Below are 24,299 nucleotides of genomic sequence, written 5' to 3' on the forward strand. Positions count from 1 at the left end.
ATTGAATTTGGAATTACTTCCGAATGATAGCTCCTAATTCCTTCTCAAAACGCTGGATGAATCGCTCCATGGTGGAATCAATCACCTTGTCGGTCAAGGTTTGGTTTTCATCTTGCAAGATGAAACTGATGGAATAAGACTTTTTGCCTTCACCTAAATTTTTGCCCTCATAGACATCAAATAAGGCCACTTGTTTCAAGATATTTTTTTCGGTTTGTTCGGCTACTCGTTGGATTGCTTGGAAACTCACTTCTTTATCGATGACCAAGGATAAATCACGACGCACCTCGGGGAACTTAGCTATTTCTTGGTAGACAAAATCTGTTTTCTCTTGTTTTACCCAATAATCCCAGTCGAAATCCGCCATGAACACATCTTGTTTGACATCAAATTTCTCAGCTAAATTCGGATGTATCATACCTAATTCTAGGCAAGTTTTCTTTTGAACAGAGATGCGTAATCCATAGGCAAAAACGGATGATCCTTCAATGACTTCCGTATCAAAAGGTTTGTTGCCTAAGTGTTGCATCACAGCTTTACACACTTGAAACAAATGATATAATTGCGTTTTTTGTGGAGCTTGATCCCATGTTTCACCTTGCCATAAACCTGTGGCATATAGAGCGGCATGGCGCTTTTCAATGTATTTAGCGCCTTTTTTATGGTAAGTTTTACCAAACTCCACTAATTTTAAATCCTTCTGACGGCGGTTGATATTATGTGCTAGAGCCTCTAATCCATGGAAAACCATGTGCTGGCGCATCACGCCTAAATCCTCAGAAAGTTTATTTAAAATCTCTACTGATTCAAAGCTAATATCTTTTTCGATCCAAGTATGAAACTCAGCTTTAGTTAGGGAGTTGCTAATGATTTCTTGAAATCCTTTGGCTGCCAATTGATAAGCAATCGTTTGTTGGACTTTCTCTTTGTCCAATGCTGGAAATTCAGAGATGAAATGTGCACTTAAATGTTCTGATAATGGGATATTATCCAAGCCATGAATTCTCAAAATTTCTTCGATGACATCTGCTTCCCTAGTTACATCCACTCGATAGGCAGGAGCAATCGCTGTGAAACCTGTGGAACTTGAATTCTTTAATTCAAAATCCAAGGCAACTAAAATTTCTTGGATACGCTCAGGTGCTAATTCAATTCCCATGATGGCATGAATACGCTCATAAGTCATGTCGATATGTGCCAACTCAGGTTGATTTGGGTAGTAGTCAACTAATTGAGAAGCTACTTGCCCACCTGCTAATTCTTGAATCAAGATCGTGGCATATTGTAAAGCCAATAATTTAGCTTCTACGTCAGTACCACGTTCAAAACGAAATGAGGCATCTGTTTTTAGGCTATGGACTTGTGACGACTTACGGATGCGTTCAGGTCTAAAATGTGCTACTTCCAAAAATACTCGAGTTGTATTTTCTTGTATGCTAGAGTTTGAGCCACCCATGATTCCTGCTAAGCCAATTGGGCCAGATGCATCACAAATCATGATTTCTTCTCCATCTAATTTACGTTCAATACCATCTAAAGTTGTAAAGGTAGTTCCGGCGGCTAAAGTCTTAACAATTAATTGTTGACCATTAATTTGTTCCCAGTCATAGGCATGCATAGGTTGACCTAAGCCATGGCAAATAAAATTGGTGATATCGACAATGTTATTAATTGGACGTAAACCAATCGCTTGCAAGCGATCTATCAGCCATTCAGGAGATGGACCAACTTTGACTTGATCTATACTAATACCGCAAAAACGAGTACAACCTTCGTCTTCGATTTGAACTTGAATAGGGAAAGTGTTGGTGCCCTCTTGGAAGGAACTAACATCAGGTAATTGGATGTCCAATCCACTGACAGCACGAATATCTCTGGCTACACCCCAGTGAGAAGCGGCATCTGCTCGGTTAGGAGTAAGGCCAATTTCTAGTACTAAATCTGATTGGATATTGAAATAGGTGGTAGCTGGAGTGCCATTGGCTAGATTGGTTTCTAATACTAAAATGCCATCATGCGAATCGCCAATACCTATTTCATCTTCAGCACAAATCATTCCTTCAGAGACTTGACCGTATACTTTTCTCTTTTCAATGGTAAAAACGGGTTTAGCTTCTTTGTCATATAAAGTAGTACCAGGTGTGGCAACGATAACTTTTTGACCTTGAGCTACATTAGCCGCACCACAAACAATTTGAAGTAATTCATCCTGTCCTACATCAACTGTAGTGGCACTCAATGCTTTTTCTTTGACTTGGAATTTTTCACAGCTGATAACTTCGCCTACTACAAATCCTTTTAAGCCACCAGGAATTTGATCGTGCGCTTCAATACCTTCTACTTCTAATCCTGTATTGGTTAATAAGACATCCAGTTCTTCTGGACTACCTTGTTGAGGAAGTTGTGATAAGTCTATAAAATCGTTAAGCCAAGTTGTTGAAATCTTCATATTCGATTACCTAGGGAATTTCATTTTATAATCCACAGAAACCTTTCCGCGGGTGATATCCGTTAATTTATTTTTGATGAGGCGCTTTTTAACCACATTTAAATGGTCAGTGAAAAGGATGCCTTCAATATGGTCATATTCATGTTGAATGATTCGGGCAGCTAAGCCTTCGAATACTTCTTCTTTTTCCTCCCAATGTTCCGTATAATAGTGAATTTTGACGTATTCTGGTCGCCATACTTCACCTCTAATACCTGGGATAGATAAGCAACCTTCTTCGAACCCCCATTCCTCACCTGTTTCATCAATGATGGTAGGGTTGACAAATACTTTTTTGAAATCGATGAGTGAAGTATCAATATCTTCCTCTTCTTCTCCTTCATTCATAGGGCGTCCATCTACCACGAATAAACGGATGTCTTTACCGATTTGTGGAGCAGCCAAACCTACGCCGCTGGCAGCATACATGGTTTCAAACATGTCGTCTGCTAAGGTAATTAAATCGATACTGCTAGGTTCGATGTCTTTAGCTACCTTTCTTAGGACTGGGTCACCGTAAGGTATGATGGGATATATCATGTTCAATAGAATTCAAACTACGAATTTAACTAAATTAAATGGAATGCCCGCTAAACCTTTATGCTTTGGAATGTCTAAACAGGACTGATTTCAGCATATTTTTTGTAATTTTGTAGGATTAAAACCTGAGTAGCAATTTAACCCAGAAAAAATAACATGAATAGAAACTTCTTTAAGGCGCATCCATGGCACGGAATTCAAATTGGTGATCAAATGCCAGAATTAGTGACGGCTTTTATTGAAATTGTACCGACGGACACCGTTAAATATGAAATTGACAAACAAACAGGCTATTTGAAGATTGATCGTCCTCAAAAGTTTTCTAATATAGTTCCAGCCTTATATGGCTTTTTACCTCAAACGTATTGTGCTGAAGGGATTGCCGAATTAGCGAGAAAATATTCCGGAAAAGATATTTTACAAGGAGATGGAGATCCATTAGATATTTGTGTGTTATCCGAAAGAGCAATCACACATGGTGATATTTTATGTCAGGCGATACCTATTGGAGGAATCCGTATGATAGATAAAGGAGAGGCTGATGATAAAATTATTGCTGTTTTAAAGGATGACCCTATTTACGGTAAATGGAGAGACATTTCAGATGCTCCCAAGGATATCGTTCAGCGATTGAGACATTATTTTTGGACTTACAAAATGTTGCCAGGAGAGACCAGTTCTTTAGCGGTGGATATTGATGATGTTTATGGTAGAGAAGTGGCACATGAAGTGATTCGTCAATCAAGAGAAGATTATCGTAAAAACTTCGGATAGTCATATCTCCGTTGTTTGTTAGATTTTTCCTTTGAACATATTTTGTGATGGATTGTTATGTAATGACATCAAATTCGCAAAAAAATAAATAGATATGTGGCAATTTGTTAAATACACCCTGGCGACGATTGTAGGAATGTTTTTGTTCCTACTTGTTAGCATCATCCTACTAGTTGGAATAGGATCAGCCATGAGTTCATCAGACTCAGAATATGAGGTTAAGGAAAATTCCATTTTGAAATTGGATTTGAATCGACCTATGGCAGAAAATGCTTCTAACGAAGACAATCCTTTTGCAGAATTTCCGAATCCATTTTTCTCAAGTACAGAGAAAGTTGGGCTTATTCAAATTCTTTCAGCTTTAGAACGGGCTCGAGTAGATGATAAAATCAAAGGAGTTTATTTAGATGTAAGTATCCCCTTAGCGGGATATGCGCAATTGTCTGAGATACGTGATGCCTTAGAGAAATTCAAAAAATCAGGAAAGTTCGTTTATGCCTATTCTAATTCATACTCCGAAAAGGCCTATTATTTAGCTTCTGTTTCTAATCAATTATACTTAAATCCTGCGGGTTTATTAGACTTTAATGGAATTTCGGTTCAATACATGTTTTATAAAAAAGCATTTGATAAGTTGGAAATAGAACCTTTGGTATTCCGAGTAGGTACATATAAATCAGCTGTTGAGCCATTTATCCGAGAGGATATGAGTCCTGAAAGCAAGGAGCAAAGTTTATCCTTTATCCGTTCCATTAATCAGGTGGTATTCAATAAAATATCTCAGAGCAAAGGGATTTCTGTTCCTCGTTTAGATCGAATTGCTGATAGCTTACAAGCGATGAACCCTAATAAGGCAGAAAAATTAGGCATGTTGAAGTTGAGCTATTGGGACCTATTTGAATCAATGTTGAAGAAGTCCGTAAAAATTGGGGAAAAGGATAAGTTGAACTTAGTTAAATTATCAGACTATTTGCATGCTAAAAACCCAATTCCAGAAGTAGAGGGAACAAAGAAAATTGCTGTTTTAGTTGCAGAAGGAGAGATTGTTGGAACAAGGGGAGGAGAAGGATCCATTGGGTCGGATGATTTCGTGAAGGAACTGCGCAAATTGAGAGATAATACATCAGTAAAAGCTATTGTATTGCGAATTGATTCACCTGGAGGGTCATCATTGGCTTCTGATATCATGTGGAGGGAAATTTTATTGGCAAAGAAGGAGAAGCCAGTCATAGCATCCATGTCGAATTATGCAGCATCTGGTGGATATTATATGGCAATGGGAGCTGATGCTATTGTAGCGCAGCCAACAACCATTACTGGATCTATTGGGATATTTGCCCAATGGTTGAATTTGGAAAATTTCTTTAAAAATAAATTGGGCATTACTCAAGATCATGTTAATACCCATGAGCATTCTCATTTTATGAATTCGGCCGGAACATTGACCGATTTTGAGAAATCAATTATTCAAAATATGGTGAATGAAGGATATGAAAGCTTCACAAGTAAAGCAGCATCAGGTAGGAAAATGTCTTTAGATAAATTGAAATCCATTGCTGGCGGTCGCGTTTGGACAGGGGAACAAGCCAAAAAGATTGGATTAGTGGATGAATTAGGAGGGTTGGACAAAGCGATTTCTTTAGCAGCTCAAAAGTCTAAGTTGAAAGATGGTGAATACAAAGTTGCTGTTTACCCTAAGGCTAAATCTTTTTTTGAATCAGTTTTAGAATCAGCTACTTCTTCGGAAGCAATGGAGCTGCGTTGGGCAAAATCTAATTTACCATGGGCTAAGTCGGTATTCGAATTAGATCGTTTGAAAAAACGCGAAGGCTTTTTAGCGATGATGCCTTACATGATGGAATTGGAATAGAGTTTCGTGTTAAAAGATTTTCAAAGTATCTTTGAAAAAAATTTGAATTATGATTCGTAATAATTGGACCCGTGCCGAAGTGGAGGCCATTTTTAATCAGCCATTTTTAGACTTAGTTTATCAAGCTGCCACTATTCATCGCCAATTTCATGACCCCAATGAAGTGCAAATAAGTACTTTATTATCTATAAAAACAGGAGGATGTCCAGAGGATTGTTCTTATTGTTCTCAAGCAGCACGATATCATACTAATGTAAAAGTTCAAAAGTTGTTGCCTTATAATGAGGTAATTGAAGCGGCATTACGTGCTAAGGAAAATGGGAGTTCTCGTTTTTGCATGGGAGCTGCTTGGAGAGAGGTAAGGGACAATTCTGATTTTGATAAAGTAATTGACATGGTGAAGGGAGTTAATTCCCTAGGCATGGAAGTTTGTTGTACCTTGGGTATGCTGAGCGAGCAGCAAGCTGAGCGCTTGAAAGAAGCAGGATTATATGCATATAATCACAATATTGATACCAGCGAAGAATATTACGAAGATGTGATTTCTACACGTACCTATGATGATCGTTTAGAGACTTTAGGAAATGTACGTAAAGCAAAAATTTCTGTTTGTTCGGGCGGTATCATTGGGATGGGTGAAAGTGTGGATGATCGCATAGGGATGTTGTTAACATTAGCTAACTTACCTGAACACCCTGAATCAGTTCCTGTTAATAATTTAGTTCCTGTGGAAGGTACGCCATTTGAAAACCAAAAAACGGCTTCTGTTTGGGAATTGGTACGTGTAATTGCCACGGCTAGAATTATGATGCCTAAATCAGCTGTTCGATTATCTGCAGGAAGGTTGGAGTTGAATTATGAAGGTCAGGCTTTCTGTTTTATGGCAGGAGCAAATTCTATATTTTCTGGGGATGTGTTATTGACAACACCTAATCCAGATGCTAAGTCGGACGCTGAATTATTTCAGATTTTGAGTATCAAACCGAAGGAGGCTTTTAAAGATGCGAAGAAGCTTGGTATTGAGTTTAATCAAATACCAAGTGCTCAAGGGTTAGAGCATATTCATTAAGAATTTCTTATGTTAATGGGAGGGCCGGGATTTAAATCCCGGCCTTTTTTATTTATTATCCATGGATTTAAATCCATGGATATCATGTTGAAATTTGATGTACTCATAGACCTTATTCAAAGCCAATTTTGAGACAGAAAATGCAGCATAACCAATTTGCCATTCAAGTTTATTGGGAGGAGAGTATTGTAAATTAATATACCTTGAACTGCTCCCTTTAATCTGTTTGATAATGAATGAAATCGATTTGGTTGAACAAATTGAAAATAAACAATGAATGCGATTTGGCATGGAATTGATGATGATAAGTTGACAATTCATCTTTTCTAATTCCGCTTGAATATGTTTACATAGCGGATCTTTTAATTCAGGTAGGATGAATGGCTCTCTATTTTTTGTTGTCCATACGGCGTGGACATAAATTTGAATTAGTGAATCTGACATATTCATGAAATTTTCATAAGTTCAATTTCATGAATGCAGAAATAGTTTACAATCTACTTTTTGATAAATTGAAACAGAAGAATCAATTTTTAGATGTAATATCAATTAACTGAAATTTCAGCGATGGATTTATTGGGGGAATCAAATAGCTTTTGAGAAAACTATTTGCTTAGAAAACCTTCTTCATTGTGTAATGTTGTATTTCCCCAAATAAGAGATACGATTCTTTTTCTATCTGATAGCCTAAGCTTTTATAAAATGGAACTGCATTTTCTCGAGCCTCAAGAATAATTTCTTGCCAAAGGTTTTCCTTAGCTTTTTGTTCTAGGTATTTCATAATCAGTCTACCAATACCTTTTCCCTGTTGAGAATGATCTACTGCCACACAGCGAACTTGTCCCTGTAGAGGACTTGATTCATGCATTCGAGCAACTCCTAATACTTGGTTATTTTCTATAGCTAATACATGAATAGCATTTTGATCATCTGGTAGATGCTCTGAGCCAGCTGCTTGATTCCATGGTTCTCGTAAAACCTTGAAACGAAGCTGAAAATATGCTTCCCATTCATCTGGATTATTTGGGCTACGAATTTCCATGAAATAAAGAAAATGGGGTGAAAATGTAACGCTGTCAAGGTTTAGAACCTTGACAGCGTTGGATAAAACTACTCGAATTCAATCGATAAACCAATCAGATAATTGATATTTCAATCAAATAATCAAAAACTCAATTATTATTTAGCAAAATTCACAGCGCGCATTTCACGAATAACCGTGACTTTAATTTGTCCTGGATATTGCATCTCCTTCTCTATTTTTTGAGAAATGTCAAATGACAAATTCGATGCTTTCTCATCACTTACATTTTCCGAATCTACCATGATTCTTAACTCACGACCAGCTTGTATTGCATAGCATTTTTGAACTCCATCAAAGGAGGTGGCCAAAGCTTCTAAATCACGTAAACGCTTCATGTAAGACTCCATCATTTCACGACGGGCTCCTGGTCTAGAACCAGATATCGCGTCACAAACTTGAATGATGGGTGAAATCATCGATGTCATTTCGATTTCATCGTGGTGGGCACCAATGGCATTACAAACCTCAGGATGTTCTTTGTATTTCTGTGCCAACTCCATACCTAGCAAGGCGTGAGGTAACTCAGGTTCTTCATGCCAAACTTTACCAATATCATGTAGTAAACCTGCACGTTTCGCCAACTTAGCATTTAAACCTAATTCTGCAGCCATAGTAGCACATAACTTAGCTACTTCACGTGAGTGTTGCAAAAGATTTTGACCGTAAGAAGAACGGAAACGCATACGACCAATCATTTTGATTAACTCGGGATGCAATCCATGAATGCCTAAATCAATCACTGTTTTTTCTCCAATCTCAATGATTTCATCTTCAATATTCTTTTTAGTCTTATTGACTACTTCCTCAATACGTGCTGGGTGGATACGTCCATCTTGTACCAAACGGTGTAAAGATAAACGTGCAATCTCTCTACGTACAGGATCAAAGCCTGAAATGATGATTGCTTCTGGAGTATCATCAACGATGAATTCCACACCTGTAGCCGCCTCTAAAGCACGAATATTTCTACCTTCTCTACCGATGATTTTTCCTTTAACATCATCCGACTCAATGTTGAAAACAGATACACAGTTTTCGATAGCATTTTCAGCGGCGGTACGTTGGATTGTTTCAATAACCACCTTTTTGGCTTCTTTCGTAGCCGTTAATTTAGCCTCTTCAATAGCCTGTTTCACCAATGAACTTGCCTTACTTTCAGCTTCTGCTTTCAACGCATCCATGATTTGCTGGCGTGCCTCATCAGCAGATAAACCAGCAATTTTTTCCAATTGACTAATTTGATTAGCCAACATAGCTTCTGCTTCTAATCGCTTTCTCTCAACATCCTCTAACTTCTTACGGTAATTTTCCTCTTTCGATTGTAAGCTCTGCTTCTGAGATTGAAGCTCTTGATCAGCTTGCCTTTGTTGCTCTTGTTGCTGCGTCAATTGACGCTCTTTTTCACGTAGTTTTTGCTCATTTTCAACTAAAATGCCCTTTTTGTTTTGAGTATCTTCTTCAAATTCAGCTCTCAAGCGAAGGAAATTTTCCTTTGCTTCTAACATACGGTCTTTCTTAAGGTTTTCTGCAGAGATCTCTGCGTTTTTAAGGATATCTTCCGCCTTTCTTTTGGCATCATCCTCTATGTTTTTATTCACTTTAGAAAAGAAAACTTTTCCAGTAAATACACCACCTGCTAAAAAAACGATGGCTACAACTATTTCTATTATCATGGAACCTGTGGGTTTATTTACATTGGCTCCGTCCTTACTGAATCAAGAAAAAGGGGATTAATTATATGGCGTAAATTTCAGTCAATTCTAACAATTGCTTGTTTTCATTCAGTATGTTGGATTCTAATGAACGATGCTGTTCATCAAACTTGATGCCACACATGGCTAAATCCAAAGCGACCAAAGCCATGACAGCACTTGGATCTGAACTATTTGTCTGTTGTTCATAGTATTTGACCAATCTATTAACCAAATTAGCTGCATTTCTCACATATGCTTCCTCTTGTGGATCAACCTTCATCGCGATGGTTTGAATGCCCAATATTAGGTTACATGGTAGGTTTTGGCTCATGGTTGACGCAATTGCTCAATACACTGATCTATTTTTACGATATATTCGTCTAACTTTTCCTTCAGTTCAGCAGTCGGTACCGCTGTGTTATCTGTATTAACTACAATTTTAACAATTTTATCTGATTTTTTAAAGTTTTTCTCCAATTCTTTTAAACGTCGTTGCGACCGATTTAGCTCCTCAATTTTAAGATCTAGCCTTTCTTGAGCCCATTGCAATTGCTGCGATAATTCACGAATTGTGCCTTCATTTTCTTGCAAACGTGTGACCATCTGACTAATTTTTAGTCGGAGGCTCAAGTATTGCATTTTAATGTCTTGCTTCATGAATCGAAGAAAATTACCTGTTTTTTATTTGGGGTTTCCAGCCTTTCCACTGAAATTCTTTACCTAAGAGAAAGGCTAAAATTACTAATAATCCTGCATTTTGGGTGAAGAACATAGGGATAGGAATTTGACCTAGGTAATTACCAGAATAAATGGCCAAAGCGCCCATACCTATATAGATCAATGCCTCCTTCCAGCGATAAGGTGTAGGGTCATATATTTGGCCTCCAACATAACACATCAATGTCATAATTACACTGGATAAAAGAAATGCCCAAGCACAAGCCATGTATCCAAAGGTAGGTATCCAATAAATATTGCCTAAGATAGTAACCGCCAGACCTACCAATGTGATAATTGTTCCCATGTAGGTTTTATTCGTCTGCTTAAACCAAACGGATTGTGTATAATATATTCCCAAAAATAAATTAGCCAACAACAAAATAGGAACCACACCGATGCCCTCCCAATAAATGGCCTTTTTCAAAAATAATTGTTGTATCCAAAATAAATTGGAAGATACCCCAACCCACAACAAGGTACAAACAATCACAAACCAATGCGTGACTAAAGCTAAATTCTCTTTATTGTTGGCATTGTTTTTCTTACCTAAGAAAAATGGCTCAGCTGAATATTTAAATGCCTGAATTGCCAAACTCATAAAGACAGAAAGTTTATAGCAATTCCCATAAATCCCCAAAGCATCTTGGGATGTTTGTCCCGGATAAAACCCTTCCGGTAAATATTCTTCAAGTAATAATCGATCAAACATGACATTGAACATAGCTGCCAAGCTCATGAACATGATAGGGTATGAGTAAATCCACAGGGATTTAAATTCTTTCCAATCCCATTCCCAACGATAGGCTCTAAACTCTGTCCCTAACCAATAAAACAAGCTGGCATTGGCAATTAAATTTGCCATGAAAATATAGCCAGCCCCAATCGATGGATCATATAAATCGCGTAAAAAATGAGGCCAAGAAACACCCCAAACTCCATCATGTAATGGCTTTAGACCCACTAAAAAAATCAAGTTTAAGCTGACGTTAATTAAAATGGAAATAATCTTAGCCAATACAAATTTCTTAATCTTTTGTTCCAAACGCAGTCGAGCAAAGGGAATAGCCGTAATTGCATCAATGGCTAAAATTAAAGCAAGCCATTTCAGAAATACGCCTTTACCTGCATACCCTAATTGAGCCATCAAAGGGTCAGAAAAGAGGAATAATATCAATGTAAATAATCCTGAAGTGACAATTATCGCTGACAAAATCAGATTGTAATATTTTTGAGGAGCCTCTTTTGCGAAGCGAAAGTAGGCGGTTTCCATGCCATATGTATAGACAATATTGGCGATGGCCATATATCCATAAAGCTTGACATTGATGCCTAATTCAGCTGGAAGAAATGCCCATGTATGGACAAATACAAGTAAAAAATTGAGCGACCGACCTAAAATGGTACTGAATCCGTAAGAAAGGGTCTCGCCAGCTAATTTTTTAAGTATTGACATAGGTTGATGTTACCAAAAACCAAAGTTACATTTTTTACTGAGGAATGAAGGATGCCTGCTTGAGAATTAACGAATACCCTTGGGCCTCCTTACTGTTTTTGATATCCAATCGTTTGGTAGAAATGTTCCGCATAGTTTTCACTCAAAGGAATATGATTTTCTCCAATCTTAATTTTTTGGTTGCGGATGGATTCTACTTTTTTTAAGGAAACAATGAACGATTTATGAATTCGAAGGAAATCAGTGGATGGTAGTTTCTCTTCTATGGATTTCATGGTCATTCGACAAACCACAGGAAATTTCTGGGTTTTTAAATGGATTTTAATATAGTCTTTTAAGCCCTCAATGTATAAAATATCATCTAGCATAATTTTCATTAATGAATAATCTGCATGGATAAAGATGTATTCCAATTTGGTATTATCCGTGATATGCTGACCAGATGACTTCTTGCTTTTAAAGAAATCCAAGGCTTTATTGGTGGCTTTTAGAAAACGTTCAAACGATATAGGTTTTAACACATAATCTACCACATCCAAGTTAAAACCTTCAATGGCATACTGTTGATAAGCTGTCACAAAGATCACCATGGGTTTCTGAGTTAAGCCTTCCAAAAATTGCACTCCTGTTAAACCAGGCATTTGAATGTCCAAAAATATTAAATCAACAGGTGATTTTTGAAGGTATTCCATGGCCTCGAAGGCATTTCTGCAACGAGCTTCCAGTTTCAGAAAAGGAATTTTCGCAATATTGTCTTCCAATAAATCCAGAGCCAAACTCTCATCATCCACTGCAATACATCGAAGGATGGTAGATGATACTTCCGTGAATTTTTCGTTTGAGACCTCTTCTGACATAATTAAATGTGTTGAATTTCTAATTCAATATGATAGTATTCCCCTTCCTCTGTGATTTTTAATTGATGCTCATTCGGATAAAGTAACTCCAATCTACGTTTAACATTGGTTAATCCAATACCTGAGCTATCATCTTTTTTCTCACTAATTTGAGAACTCACCTTGTTTCGAACGCCAAAATACAATTTTTCACGGTCATCCAACAAGGTAATTTCAATGATGGGATTCATGACCATGCCAACACCATGTTTGAAAGCATTTTCTACAAATGGAATCAACAACATAGGTTCAATGGAATTGGGAACATCTGCCAATTTATGATTGAAGGTTATTTCAATATCATTACCAAAACGAATTTTTTGCAACTCGATGTAATTTTCAAGATAAACCATCTCCTTACTAATCGCAACTTTTGCATCAGTCGTTTCATAAATCATGTAGCGCATTAACTCCGATAATTTAATGACTACTGATTCAACCATTTCGGGTCTTCTTCTAGATAAAGAGACAATGCTGTTCAATACATTGAACATAAAATGAGGACTAATTTGAGATCTTAAAAAAGACAATTCCGATTTCAATCGTTCATTTTCTTCTTCTTTTTGAATCTCTTTCTCTTTTAAATTATCCGATAAGAATCGATAAGAAACACCAATGGCAATGATAAACAATAATTGGAAAATTGTGCCCATAAAAGGCCCTCTTCTGAATCCGCCTCCGCCTCCTCGTCCTTTAACATGATCTGAAATAATAATAAACTCTTGTAATTCATAATACACCCAAATCATGCCAGGGATAGCAATCGAGAGTAAAATCAAGTATAGTACAATCCCTTTTTTCTTTAAGATTTTAGGAATTAGAATTTCTGTATTTAAATAAAAGAAAGGAATGTTACTGAAAGCAAAGGCAATGAAAAATAATGTCCAAGAATTGTAACGTTGTAATGCCTGTGGATCAGTTGAATTGGGGCTAGGTCTCATCCAATATGGCAAGGCCATGAAACATGCCCAGAATATGACATGTAGTAAAATGGGTTTGAATCTAAAAATTTTATTTGGCATCGTTTTTAGGGTACATCGAATTCAAATTAACTTAATAATTCTTATATTTCTCATAAATTTTCTACCATATTCCCAATTGTGCCGATGAAGTAGCCAATTGATTTTTCGGTAGAATCGAATTTAAACCCAAGATTACCCAAACCTAATTGTAAAAAATGAAAAAACTTTTCCTCTTTCTGCTATTGCCCTGTGTATCATGGGCCCAGCAGGAGATACCTCTGAACGACCTTCGAGCGTTTGATCAGCCAAGTAATAATTGGACCATCGAACAAGCAGTTAAGGCCAATTACACAGATACCTCTTTTCAAGTAAGTCCAGGTAATGGCATCTTAGTCAATACCTTAAGGAATGGTAAATACAAACGTTCCGATGATTTAAAATTCAAATTGAATCATGGAGATATCCGTTTGATTCTTGATTTTATGCTTCCTAAAGGTGCCAATTCTGGTATCTATTTGCAAGGTCGATATGAAGTGCAATTACTTGATTCTTATGGAAAGAAACAGCGTATGAAATATGGCGACTGTGGAGGAATATATGAAAGATGGGATGATGCTAGAGGTAAAGGATATGAAGGATATGAAGGTTATGCTCCACGACAAAATGCGTGCAAGGCGCCAGGCTTATGGCAAACCATTGAAATCGATTTTCAGGCACCACGATTTGATGCTAGAGGAAAAAAAATCAAAAATGCTATTTTCAAAAAAGTGATTTTGAACGGAATTTTGGTTCAAGAGAACATCGAAGTTTCAGGGATGACACGTGGTGCTCTGTTTGATAAAGAAGCTCCCATGGGTCCAATTACCATCCAAGGAGATCATGGTCCAGTGGCATTTAAAAACTTACGGTATGAAACATACGAAAAGCCAACAATTAGCCTGGGCGACTTGAACTACGCTTATTATGAAGGAGCATTTACTAATTTACAAGCGAATAATGCTACTCCTTTGTTGAAAGGTAAAACCACTGAAATTACAGGCAAGACCATCAAGGTTCAAAAGGACTTCTTATTAGTTTATGAGGGAGAATTAAATGTGCCAGAGGCAGATACATATGAATTCATTACACATTGGACAGGTAAAGGTCGATTGGAAGTAGATGGACAAACCTTGAACCAAGGTGATTATTGGTATTCAGACCGTGTTAGTCATTCCAAAGTGCTAAGTGCTGGAAAACATGCATTCAAATTAAGCTTCAGCAAAGATTTCTCTTGGGGAAATAGAGCCTTGGGCTTATTCGTCAAACGCATAGGTTCACCCTTAGTAGCACTGCATGCCAGAACTTCGCTACCTGACCCAGAGGCCGTTGGCCTTATTGAAGTAAAGGCAGAAGTAGAACCCGTTTATCAGCGTTCATTTGCTTTTCATCAAGGGACTAAAAAGACTCATGTGATTCATTTAGGTGATCCCTCCGGTGTACATTATTCATATGATTTAAATCAAGGAGCTCTATTGCAGGTTTGGAGAGGGAAATTTCTTAATGCCACTCAAATGTGGGAAAGTAGAGGAGAGCCGCAGACTGCCGAACCATTGGGCCTAAATCAGGTGATGGATGGCAAGTTTCCTTTAGTGCCAAGTGGTCAAGCTCAACCTGATTCAGTTAATAATGGTCAATGGATGTATAAGGGATATAGAATTCAACATGGTAGACCTGTTTATTTATACCAGTGGAATAATGTGTTGTTAGAAGACAATTTAGTTCCTAATTCGGCTGGAACAGGTTGGACTAGAACCCTGAGTTGGAAGCCTGCCCAAGGAACAAATCCTTCATTTGATTTAATCTTAGGGACAAGTGCTTCCGTGGTGAAAGTGCAGCCTGGTTTAATTTCATTGGATGGGAATCAATATTTCATTCAGTGGAATGGCGGTTCAGAATCGGTGCAAAGTCTAGCTAATGGGAAGCAGCAAGTACGCATTCCTATATCAGGAAATAGTATTTCATATCAAGTGATTTGGTAAACCTTATTTTAACATGAAACACAACTTAAGTATCTTATTATTATTCATTTCGACCTTTGTCTTGGCCCAAAGCCCATCTACAAAAACTGAAAAGGATTTTTATGAAATAAAAACGTTACCCATTCCTCAAGATATCTACTTGGAAATTGGTGGAATTGCCACCATGCCCGATGGTCGCTTAGGCGTTAGTACTCGTCGCGGGGAAATTTGGATTATTGAGAATCCTTATCAAAAGGATAGTCATCAAACGTATTACCGTCGTTTTGCTAGTGGAATGCACGAAATTTTAGGTTTAGCCTATAAAGACGGTGCATTTTATTGTTCGCAACGTGGCGAATTAACCAAAGTTTCTGACACGGATCGAGATGGCGTGGCAGATCGATATGAGCCCATTTATCAATTTCAACTTTCAGGAAATTATCACGAATATACCTATGGACCTGTTTTTGATAAAAATGGAGATATGTGGGTAACACTCAATTTAGCTTGGGTAGGTTATGGAGAAGGTAAATTTTCCAAATGGAGGGGTTGGTTAGTGAAGATTAGCCCAGATGGAAAATTGGAGCCATTTGCTGCAGGTTTACGTTCGCCTGCTGGTTATAGCATCAACCAAGAAGGAGATATTTTTTATGGAGAAAATCAAGGTGATTGGGTTGGGTCGGGTCGTGTGACTCATTTAGCCAAAGGGGATTTTGCTGGTAATCCTGGTGGATTAAAATGGGCCAAAGAACCGAATAGTCCTTTTAAGTTGACTTTGGAAGAAATTCCTGACAATGGGTCTCCCATGTTTGAGGCAGCCAAAAAAGTGAAAAACTTGAAGCTTCCTGCTGTTTGGTTTCCACATGCCATCATGGGTATTTCTACCTCAGATATTTTACAAGATACTACAGGTGGGAAATTTAGCCCATTCCCTGGACAGTATTTTGTGGCGGACCAAGGACAATCCAAAGTCATGCGGATGGGCTTAGAGAAAGTAAATGGTGTCTATCAAGGATTCTGCATTAATTACCGTGAAGGATTTCAATCTGGGATTTTGAGAGAGCGTTTTGGATTGGATGGAAGTATGTTTGTAGGTATGACTTCCAGAGGATGGGGCTCAACAGGTAAAGATGATTTTGGCTTACAGCGTTTGGTTTGGAATGGTTTGATGCCATTTGAAATTAATATGATTGAGGCTCGTTCAGATGGATTTGAAATTAGCTTTACACAAGCAGTGGATGTGAATTCGGTAAAAAAGGCTGCATCTTATGCTTTGAGATCCTATATCTATAAATATCATCACCAATACGGTAGCCCGATTGTCGATGTGAAAGATTTAGCCATTAAAGGCATTGTGGTTTCTTCCGATAAGAAGAAAGTTCGTATTGTATTAGATCAAGTTCGTCAATATTTCATCCACGAGTTTAAACTTACTGGTGTGAAAAATGAAGCAGGAGAGCCCTTGTTGCATGAAACAGCATACTATACGTTGAATCAAATTCCTTCAGGAGACAAAGTGGTGTTAAACGCGTCGACTACTCCAATTATTGAGAAAGTGGCAGTAGAGAAAAAAGTGTCGAAAGCAGATAATGCGAAGGTGACTACTGTAATTTCAGATAATGAAGCCATGGCATTATTAAAGAAGCATACTTGTGTGGCTTGCCATGCTAGAGAAGAGAAATTGATTGGTCCCTCATTTACTGACATCTCTAAACGGAAATATAGCGACAAGCAAATTTTGGCATTAGTCTATAAGCCGAATCCTAAAAACTGGCCAGACTTTGCTACGGAAATGGCTCCGATGTCACATGTGCCAGCCAAAGATGTACTCAAAATAGCGTCTTGGATTAATGGACTTACTCAGAAGAAAGCGAATGATGCTTTAATTAATCGAGATTAAGATTAGTGTATAAAAAAAGTCTCCTTGAAAAAGGAGACTTTTTTATTTGAGATAAAAACAGTCTTAAGCTTTTGGCTTAACTGAACCCGAAATCATCAAAATGATTTGAGATGTTGAACCATTGTTTATCACTGTAATCGTTTTGCTAAAGTTTCCAGGTCTACCTGTTGAGTTGTATGACGCAGTTACTTTTCCTGTTTTACCTGGCATAATCGGTTCTCTAGTCCAATCTGGAGTAGTGCAACCACAAGAAGGCTGAACATTTGAAATGACCACGGGCGCATTACCTGTGTTAGTGAATTCAAAGCTGTATGTTGCTTGAACTCCTTCGGCAATCGTACCGAAATCGTGCTTTTCCTTTTTGAATTTAAGAGCTCCTTGGGCGTTGGATTGAAATGCAAAACCTACTAGCAAAGCCAAAATACCAATTAATTTTTTCATGCTTTTTCGTTTGAAATTTTTCAATGTATGTATAGCAAAGCTATAACAAAGCAAAGATTCAGCAAAAGAATTTGCTTATTTTTTATCGAAGAATTGAAGGACTCAGTATTTGGCTCACGATTATTTTATCGTATTTTTACCTCGTAAATTTTAACAAATCTCCTTTGATTCTACCAAAGCCAACCCAATTTTCACGTGTTGAGATTGAATTCAATCCAGACAAAGTGTTGGAAGATTACCGTTTGGCAGTCATCAGCAGGCAATGTAGCCTTCTGGTTCGTAAAGAAGTTTTTTCTGGTCGAGCTAAATTTGGTATCTATGGCGATGGTAAAGAATTGTGCCAAATAGCCCTTGCGCGTTCCATGCGACTGGGTGATTATATTTCAGGTTATTATCGGGATCAAACCATTGGAGTGGCGATTGGGGACTTAACTTGGCCTCAATATTTTGCTCAACTGTATGGTCATCCAGATCGACAATTCGATCCTCATTCGGCTGGTCGACAAATGAATAATCACCATGCTACACGTTGGTTGGATGATCAAGGAGAATGGTTGGATCAAACCAATCAATACAATTCTGTGGCAGGAGTTTCCTCTACTGCCATGCAAATCCCTCGATCATTGGGCATCGCTTATGCTTCCAAAATGTATCAGTTTAGGGAAGATTTAGCACCTTTTAAAGCACTTTTTTCTAAGGATGGGAAAGAAGTATGTTATACGACCATCGGAGATGCATCTACCTCCGAAGGAATGTTTTTTGAGTGTATTAATGCGGCTGGAGTTTTGCAAATTCCAATAGTCTTTTCCGTTTGGGATGATGGATATGGTATTTCAGTACCTATTGAATATCAAACCACCAAGTCGTCCATATCCAAAGTTTTAGCTGGCTTTCAAAGGAACGAAAAAGAAAAAGGATTGGAGATCATTCAAGTGAGAGCTTGGGATTATCCAGGTTTGATTCAGGCTTACCAAAAGGCAGCTAAATTGGCACGTGAAGAATTTGTTCCATGTTTAGTACATGTGATTGAGTGTACACAGCCACAAGGTCACTCGGCCTCCGGTTCTCATGAACGATACAAATCTGCCGAGCGATTGGCTTGGGAACATGATGTGGACTGTAACGTTTTGTTTCGTCAATGGGTCTTGGATCAAGGGTTTGCCAATGAGGAGGCTTTAAGAGAAATAGAAGAAGCAGCAGTTTTAGAAGCAAGGAAGTACCAGAAGGAAGCTTTTGCGGCTTATATGGCTTCTATCGAACCAGATAAGAAAGCATTTTTAAGAGTAGCACAAAATTTAATGGAATCTACCAATGAAGGGAATCTATTATCCCCTATTTTGGAAGAGTTAAAACAGCTACCTTATCCCATATTTAGTGATTTAGTTCGAGCAGGTAGAAAGACTTTGAGAGCATTTCGAGTGTACCAAGGACCTGCAGTTAAATTATTGAGAAAGTGGCTAAGTGAATTAGAAGAAAGAAATCGTCGGAGATTCAGTTCACATCAAATTAGTCAATCTCAGCATTCCCCTTTGTTAGTAAATCCGGTAAAACCGATTTATCCCAAAGAGGCTACTTTTGTTGATGGCCGTGAGATTTTAAATAAGAGCTTTGCTCATTTTTTAGAAGATCCTAAGGTGTTTATTTTAGGAGAGGACGTTGGTAAAATTGGGGATGTTAATCAAACATTAGCAGGCCTGCAAGAAGTATTCGGAGATTTGAAAATCACGGATACAGGAATTCGGGAGATTAGTATTGTAGGTCAAGGTATTGGAGCATCCATGCGAGGTTTGCGACCAATTGTTGAAATACAATATTTGGATTATATCTTTTATCCATTCCCTGTCTTGGCGGATGATTTGGCATGCTTACATTACCGAACGGCTGGAGGACAAAAGGCGCCAATGATTTTACGAACACGTGGGCATCGATTAGAAGGGATTTGGCATTCAGGAAGTCCCATGGCAGTCTTGATTAATGGATTACGAGGAATTCATTTCTGTGTTCCAAGAAACATGACTCAGGCAGCGGGTATGTATAGAACCCTACTAAAAGGAGATGACCCAGGTATAGTAGTGGAATGCTTAAATGGGTACCGCTTGAAAGAAGCTTTACCAGAAAATTTAGATGAAATTACTGTTCCCTTGGGAATGCCAGAAGTTCTGAGTGAAGGTACAGATATTACGATTGTCACTTATGGATCTATGTGCCGCATTGTGATGGAAGCATCAGAAACCTTAGCTACAATGGGTATATCTGTCGAGGTGATTGATGTTCAGACGTTGTTGCCATTTGACCGAACTCAAAGTATTGCAGCTTCGATTCAAAAGACACATCGGGTGCTTTTTGCAGATGAAGATATGCCTGGAGGAACTACGGCATACATGATGCAAGAAGTTTTAGACAAACAAGGCGCTTTTGCATGGTTAGACACACCAGCTCGTTGTTTAGCAGCACCACCTCATCGTCCGGCTTACAGTTCGGATGGGGATTATTTCTCGAAGCCCAATGTCGAGAATGTGGTAGATACCATATATGAAATGATGAGAGAGTCTGACCCTGGACTTTTCCCCGCAATCTATTTCTAATCATGTCGGCTATCGCTCTTTATTTCCAAAACATTAAATCCGCTATCACAAGTACGCGGAAGGGCTTGGCTTTAACTTGGAAGCATGCGTGGAATGCAAGGAAACAAAGAACAATTCAGAACGTCCAAGACCCAGATTATTTTAAGTCGAACGACGGTGTTTTTACCTTACAATACCCACATCAAGAAATTCCAGCACCTGTCAATGGACGATATCAGTTGCATAATGAAATGGACGATTGTATTGTCTGTGATAAATGCGTGAAGGTCTGTCCCGTGGATTGCATTGAGATTGAACCTATCAAAGCTACGGGTTTGGTTGGATATACCTCAGATGGCTCCCCGATACGTTTGTATGCAGCTAAATTCGATATTGATATGTCGAAATGCTGTTTTTGTGGGCTTTGCACCACAGTTTGTCCGACCGAATGCTTAACCATGACATCAGAATATGATTTTTCGGTATTTGATGTCAAAGAACACAATTTTTCTTTTGCTAATCTAAGTCCTGAGCAAGCAGCAGAAAAGAAACAGTTATATGAGCAGTTTGTGGCAGAGAAAGAAGCCATGAAACAAGCAGCTAGCCAAGGGGAACTAAAAACAGAGGAAGTGAAACCAGCTGCTAAGCCAGCATTCAAACCAAGCTTTAAACCTAAGACAGAAGTAAGTGCGGAGGAGCCCAAGGAAGAAGAAGTAAAACCAGTGGCTAAACCTGCTTTCAAACCAAGCTTTAAACCTAAGACAGAAGTAAGTGCGGAGGAGCCCAAGGAAGAAGAAGTAAAACCAGTGGCTAAACCTGCTTTCAAACCAAGCTTTAAACCTAAGACAGATGTAAGTGCGGAGGAGCCCAAGGAAGAAGAAATAAAACCAGTGGCTAAACCTGCTTTCAAACCTAGCTTTAAACCAAAGGCAGAAGCTAATGCGGAGGAGTCTAAGGAAGAAGTAAAACCAGTGGCTAAACCAGCTTTCAAGCCTAGCTTTAAACCAAAGGCAGAAGCAAGTGCGGAAGAGCCTAAGGAAGAAGAAGTAAAACCAGCGGCTAAGCCTGTATTTAAACCAAGTTTTAAACCAAAGCCTCCAACCACAGAATCATGAATCCAATGATAGCCTCTTTTTTGGTATTGGCAGGATTGACTAGCGCAAGTGCTTTGGCTATGGTATGGACAAAAAATCTATTGCATGCTGCTTTAGCCATGTTTATGTGTATGTTAGGCTTGGCAGGTTTATATGTGATGGCATATGCCGATGTGATGGCAGTAGCTCATTTACTCATTTACGTAGGAGGGGTGTTGATCTTAATTCTCTTTGGTATTATGTTAACACAAAACCCTAGAGCCAATGTATCCGAGACTCAAAATGATTTATGGACAAAACAATCAGGGAGATTTTGGGCATTATCTATTAGTCTGTCTATCTTCCTCGGTTTAATTGGGATCTTAACTAGGTCCATGTCATCTTTTAGTATAGCTTCGGGAGAGATACAGCGTTCATCAAAATTGACACATTTAGGTTTGGCATTATTGACCGAATATTCCTTTGCATTTGAATTGTCGGGAGTATTTCTTTTGATAGCACTAGTGGGGGCAACTTATATAGCGAAACACCATGAATGATATTCCTTTAAGCTATTTTTTGATTGTCAGTGCCTTACTGTTTTCGTTAGGTTTAGGAATCATGTTGCTTAAGCGTAATATGATATTTGTTTTGATGGGAATCGAATTGATGCTGAATGCTGCTAATTTAAATTTGATTGCTTTTTCAAGACAAGATGATCAGATGCAAGGAATGGTCTTTTCAGTATTTGTTTTGGTGATTGGTGTATGTGAAATGACTATAGCACTGGCTATCATTTTACAAGTTTATCGTCAATTCAAGAACATTGATTTAGGAGCAGAAAAATCCAGATTTTAATCAACCCAATTTTTGATTTGATTTTTGAGGCTTAAGGCCTTCATTTTTCCCAATACTTTTTCTAATTCTTCCATAGGAGCCTCATCGATATTTTTTATCGTGCCAAATTTTTTCAAAAGTTTTTGGGCGGTCAATTTTCCGATTCCATCTAGTTCTTCTAATTGGCTCACGATAAAATTTTTGCTGCGTTTATTTCGATGAGCAGTAATGCCAAATCGGTGAGCCTCATCACGTAGCTGCTGAATAAGTTTAAGTGATTCGGATTTTTTGTCGATGTATAAAGGAAGGCTGTCTTCTGGGAAATAGATTTCTTCTAATCTCTTTGCTATGCCAATGATGGGAATCTGTCCATATATTCCAATAGCTTTTAGCGCATCACAAGCAGCACTCAACTGGCCTTTTCCTCCATCAATAATTATTAGGTCTGGCAGTTCCGCTTCTTCTTCCAATAAGCGGGAATACCTTCGGCCAACGACCTCTGTCATTGTAGCGAAGTCGTTAGGTCCTTCTACGGTTTTAGGTGTGAAGAGACGGTATTCTTTTTTGGCAGGCACACCTTGCAAAAAGCAGACCATGGCTGAGACGGGATTGGTGCCTTGAAGATTGGAGTTATCGAAGCATTCAATTCTCTGAGGTAATTTACTTAGATGAAGATCATTTTTGAGTGTTAGAAGGATACGCATTTTTCGGTCTCCTCCACTTTCTTCCGCGGCTTTTCGGTCAGCTTTTTCTTTCCTAAAGTACAAGACATTTTTTAATGACATGTCGAGCAACTTTCTTTTGTCTCCCATTTGAGGAAGTGTATTTTTAACTCCTTGGAATTCAATAGCCATGGGAATGTTAGAAATGATTTCTTTGGCACTGCTATGGAATTCATCTCGTTTTTCCCAGATTAACATGGTCAGGACATCGGCCTCTTCTTCGTTTAATTTTTTCTTTACTTCCCAAGTTTGCGACTGCGTGATGGTTCCATTAGTTACTTTCATGAAATTGATGTACGAAAGTTGTTCATCTGAAACAATGGAAAATACGTCGACATCATGAATGGCAGGATTAACCACGGTCGATTTAGCTTGGAAATTTTCGAGCAGTTGCCATTTTTCTTTCCATTCTTGAGCTTGTTCGAAGGCCAATTTTTCTGCGGCAGCTTGCATTTTCTCTACAAAAAACTGCTTAGGTTTTTGGTAGTGACCTTTTAGAATTTGAGAGATTTGTTCAATGTATTGTAAATAGTCTTCTTCGCTTTGCAAATTTTCGCAAGGTCCTTTACAATTACCAATGTGGTATTCTAGACATACTTTAAATTTCCCGTAATCAATGGCACTTTGTTTTAAAGTCAAAGAACATGTCCTGAGAGGAAAGAGTTGATGCAACATTTCCAATAAGGCATTCATGGATTTGGGGTTGGCAAATGGACCATAATAGGTACCCATTTTATGATCGATTCTCCTGGCAGTTAATAGGCGGGGGAAACGTTCATGGCTCAAGCAAATAAAGGGATAGGTTTTATCATCCCGTAATAGAATATTGTATTTAGGTTGAAATTGCTTGATTAGGGTGTTTTCTAATAGAAGGGCGTCAAATTCAGAGTGAACGATGGTGAATTCTAATCGGCAGATCTGTTGGACTAGCCTTCTCGTTTTTGTATCGTGGTTTTTAGGATTGACGAAATAGCTACTAATTCTATTTTTAAGGTTTTTGGCTTTCCCTATGTAGATGATGGTATCATGTACATCAAAATACCGATATACACCAGGTTCTTCTGGAAGTGTAGGCAAAATGCTTTTTGGGTCGAAGCTATTCATTGGTCAAATTTAGCAAATTCATTTTGAATATTGACTTAATTGGATTTTTCTAAGAACTATTGTTTTTTCTTGAACATTTATTTGCTTTTTTAGTTTATTTTTTTGCTACAA

The 24,299-nt window shown here is 38.1% G+C and carries 21 protein-coding genes; 9 read left to right on the top strand and 12 right to left on the bottom strand.

The window, feature by feature from the left end:
• Nucleotides 1–13: 13 nt before the first annotated feature.
• A complete protein-coding gene (pheT, locus tag HME7025_RS02525; protein ID WP_109322129.1) occupies nt 14–2,449 on the bottom strand; it encodes a phenylalanine--tRNA ligase subunit beta in 2,436 nt (811 codons plus the stop codon).
• A gap of 6 nt (nt 2,450–2,455) precedes the next feature.
• On the bottom strand, nt 2,456–3,028 hold the full coding sequence (def, locus tag HME7025_RS02530) for a peptide deformylase (protein ID WP_109322130.1): 573 nt from the start codon (nt 3,026–3,028) through the stop codon (nt 2,456–2,458).
• A gap of 156 nt (nt 3,029–3,184) precedes the next feature.
• On the opposite strand from def, the gene HME7025_RS02535 reads away from it, so the two are divergent.
• The 3 genes from HME7025_RS02535 (at nt 3,185) to bioB (ending at nt 6,741) form a co-directional block, all read left to right on the top strand.
• Nucleotides 3,185–3,802 carry an inorganic pyrophosphatase gene (locus HME7025_RS02535; protein ID WP_109322131.1) on the top strand — a complete coding sequence of 206 codons (618 nt, stop codon included), beginning with the start codon at nt 3,185–3,187 and terminating at the stop codon, nt 3,800–3,802.
• Between the two features lie 94 nt (nt 3,803–3,896).
• The gene (gene sppA, locus HME7025_RS02540; RefSeq protein ID WP_109322132.1) at nt 3,897–5,672 is read left to right on the top strand and encodes a signal peptide peptidase SppA; all 1,776 of its coding nucleotides are present in this window, start codon (nt 3,897–3,899) and stop codon (nt 5,670–5,672) included.
• 49 nt (nt 5,673–5,721) lie between these two features.
• Complete coding sequence (gene bioB, locus HME7025_RS02545) at nt 5,722–6,741, top strand: biotin synthase BioB (protein ID WP_109322133.1); 1,020 nt, start codon at nt 5,722–5,724, stop codon at nt 6,739–6,741.
• Between the two features lie 48 nt (nt 6,742–6,789).
• On the opposite strand, the gene tnpA is transcribed toward bioB, so the two are convergent.
• The 8 genes from tnpA to HME7025_RS02585 all read right to left on the bottom strand — a co-directional run bounded on the left by tnpA (nt 6,790) and on the right by HME7025_RS02585 (nt 13,610).
• Nucleotides 6,790–7,185: an IS200/IS605 family transposase gene (gene tnpA, locus HME7025_RS02550; protein ID WP_161956196.1), complete on the bottom strand. Its 396-nt coding sequence runs from the start codon at nt 7,183–7,185 to the stop codon at nt 6,790–6,792.
• 169 nt (nt 7,186–7,354) lie between these two features.
• Entirely contained in the window at nt 7,355–7,783 is a 429-nt protein-coding gene (locus HME7025_RS02555) for a GNAT family N-acetyltransferase (RefSeq protein ID WP_109322135.1), read from the bottom strand.
• Between the two features lie 137 nt (nt 7,784–7,920).
• A complete protein-coding gene (gene rny / locus HME7025_RS02560; protein ID WP_109322136.1) occupies nt 7,921–9,498 on the bottom strand; it encodes a ribonuclease Y in 1,578 nt (525 codons plus the stop codon).
• Between the two features lie 61 nt (nt 9,499–9,559).
• The gene (locus tag HME7025_RS02565) at nt 9,560–9,850 is read right to left on the bottom strand and encodes a cell division protein ZapA (RefSeq protein WP_109322137.1); all 291 of its coding nucleotides are present in this window, start codon (nt 9,848–9,850) and stop codon (nt 9,560–9,562) included.
• On the bottom strand, nt 9,847–10,176 hold the full coding sequence (locus tag HME7025_RS02570) for a hypothetical protein (RefSeq protein WP_109322138.1): 330 nt from the start codon (nt 10,174–10,176) through the stop codon (nt 9,847–9,849). The genes HME7025_RS02565 and HME7025_RS02570 overlap by 4 nt, the downstream gene beginning before the upstream one ends.
• A gap of 13 nt (nt 10,177–10,189) precedes the next feature.
• Nucleotides 10,190–11,692 carry a lipopolysaccharide biosynthesis protein gene (locus HME7025_RS02575; RefSeq protein WP_109322139.1) on the bottom strand — a complete coding sequence of 501 codons (1,503 nt, stop codon included), beginning with the start codon at nt 11,690–11,692 and terminating at the stop codon, nt 10,190–10,192.
• Nucleotides 11,693–11,781: 89 nt separating this feature from the next.
• Nucleotides 11,782–12,549, bottom strand: a complete 768-nt coding sequence (locus HME7025_RS02580; RefSeq protein WP_109322140.1) for a LytR/AlgR family response regulator transcription factor — start codon at nt 12,547–12,549, stop codon at nt 11,782–11,784.
• 2 nt (nt 12,550–12,551) lie between these two features.
• Nucleotides 12,552–13,610, bottom strand: a complete 1,059-nt coding sequence (locus tag HME7025_RS02585) for a sensor histidine kinase (protein ID WP_109322141.1) — start codon at nt 13,608–13,610, stop codon at nt 12,552–12,554.
• Between the two features lie 155 nt (nt 13,611–13,765).
• On the opposite strand from HME7025_RS02585, the gene HME7025_RS02590 reads away from it, so the two are divergent.
• Nucleotides 13,766–15,568 (top strand): family 16 glycoside hydrolase, encoded by a 1,803-nt coding sequence (locus HME7025_RS02590; RefSeq protein ID WP_109322142.1) that lies wholly within the window; start codon nt 13,766–13,768, stop codon nt 15,566–15,568.
• A 13-nt stretch (nt 15,569–15,581) separates the two neighbouring features.
• A complete protein-coding gene (locus HME7025_RS02595; protein ID WP_109322143.1) occupies nt 15,582–17,447 on the top strand; it encodes a hypothetical protein in 1,866 nt (621 codons plus the stop codon).
• Nucleotides 17,448–17,510: 63 nt separating this feature from the next.
• Here the strand turns inward: HME7025_RS02595 and HME7025_RS02600 are convergent, their stop codons facing one another.
• Complete coding sequence (locus HME7025_RS02600) at nt 17,511–17,888, bottom strand: DUF1573 domain-containing protein (RefSeq protein WP_109322144.1); 378 nt, start codon at nt 17,886–17,888, stop codon at nt 17,511–17,513.
• 164 nt (nt 17,889–18,052) lie between these two features.
• On the opposite strand from HME7025_RS02600, the gene HME7025_RS02605 reads away from it, so the two are divergent.
• Genes HME7025_RS02605 through nuoK form a run of 4 tightly spaced genes read left to right on the top strand, consistent with a single transcriptional unit; the run spans nt 18,053 to nt 22,383 of the window.
• Complete coding sequence (locus tag HME7025_RS02605) at nt 18,053–20,473, top strand: alpha-ketoacid dehydrogenase subunit alpha/beta (RefSeq protein ID WP_226998264.1); 2,421 nt, start codon at nt 18,053–18,055, stop codon at nt 20,471–20,473.
• A 2-nt stretch (nt 20,474–20,475) separates the two neighbouring features.
• Nucleotides 20,476–21,567: a 4Fe-4S binding protein gene (locus HME7025_RS02610; protein ID WP_109322145.1), complete on the top strand. Its 1,092-nt coding sequence runs from the start codon at nt 20,476–20,478 to the stop codon at nt 21,565–21,567.
• On the top strand, nt 21,564–22,085 hold the full coding sequence (locus HME7025_RS02615; RefSeq protein ID WP_109322146.1) for an NADH-quinone oxidoreductase subunit J family protein: 522 nt from the start codon (nt 21,564–21,566) through the stop codon (nt 22,083–22,085). The genes HME7025_RS02610 and HME7025_RS02615 overlap by 4 nt, the downstream gene beginning before the upstream one ends.
• Nucleotides 22,078–22,383 carry an NADH-quinone oxidoreductase subunit NuoK gene (gene nuoK, locus HME7025_RS02620; RefSeq protein WP_109322147.1) on the top strand — a complete coding sequence of 102 codons (306 nt, stop codon included), beginning with the start codon at nt 22,078–22,080 and terminating at the stop codon, nt 22,381–22,383. The genes HME7025_RS02615 and nuoK overlap by 8 nt, the downstream gene beginning before the upstream one ends.
• Here the strand turns inward: nuoK and uvrC are convergent.
• Complete coding sequence (gene uvrC, locus HME7025_RS02625) at nt 22,380–24,188, bottom strand: excinuclease ABC subunit UvrC (RefSeq protein WP_109322148.1); 1,809 nt, start codon at nt 24,186–24,188, stop codon at nt 22,380–22,382. The genes nuoK and uvrC overlap by 4 nt on opposite strands.
• Nucleotides 24,189–24,299: the final 111 nt, after the last annotated feature.

The sequence above is a fragment of the Aquirufa nivalisilvae genome, assembly GCF_003143535.1.
Lineage (GTDB): Bacteria > Bacteroidota > Bacteroidia > Cytophagales > Spirosomataceae > Aquirufa > Aquirufa nivalisilvae.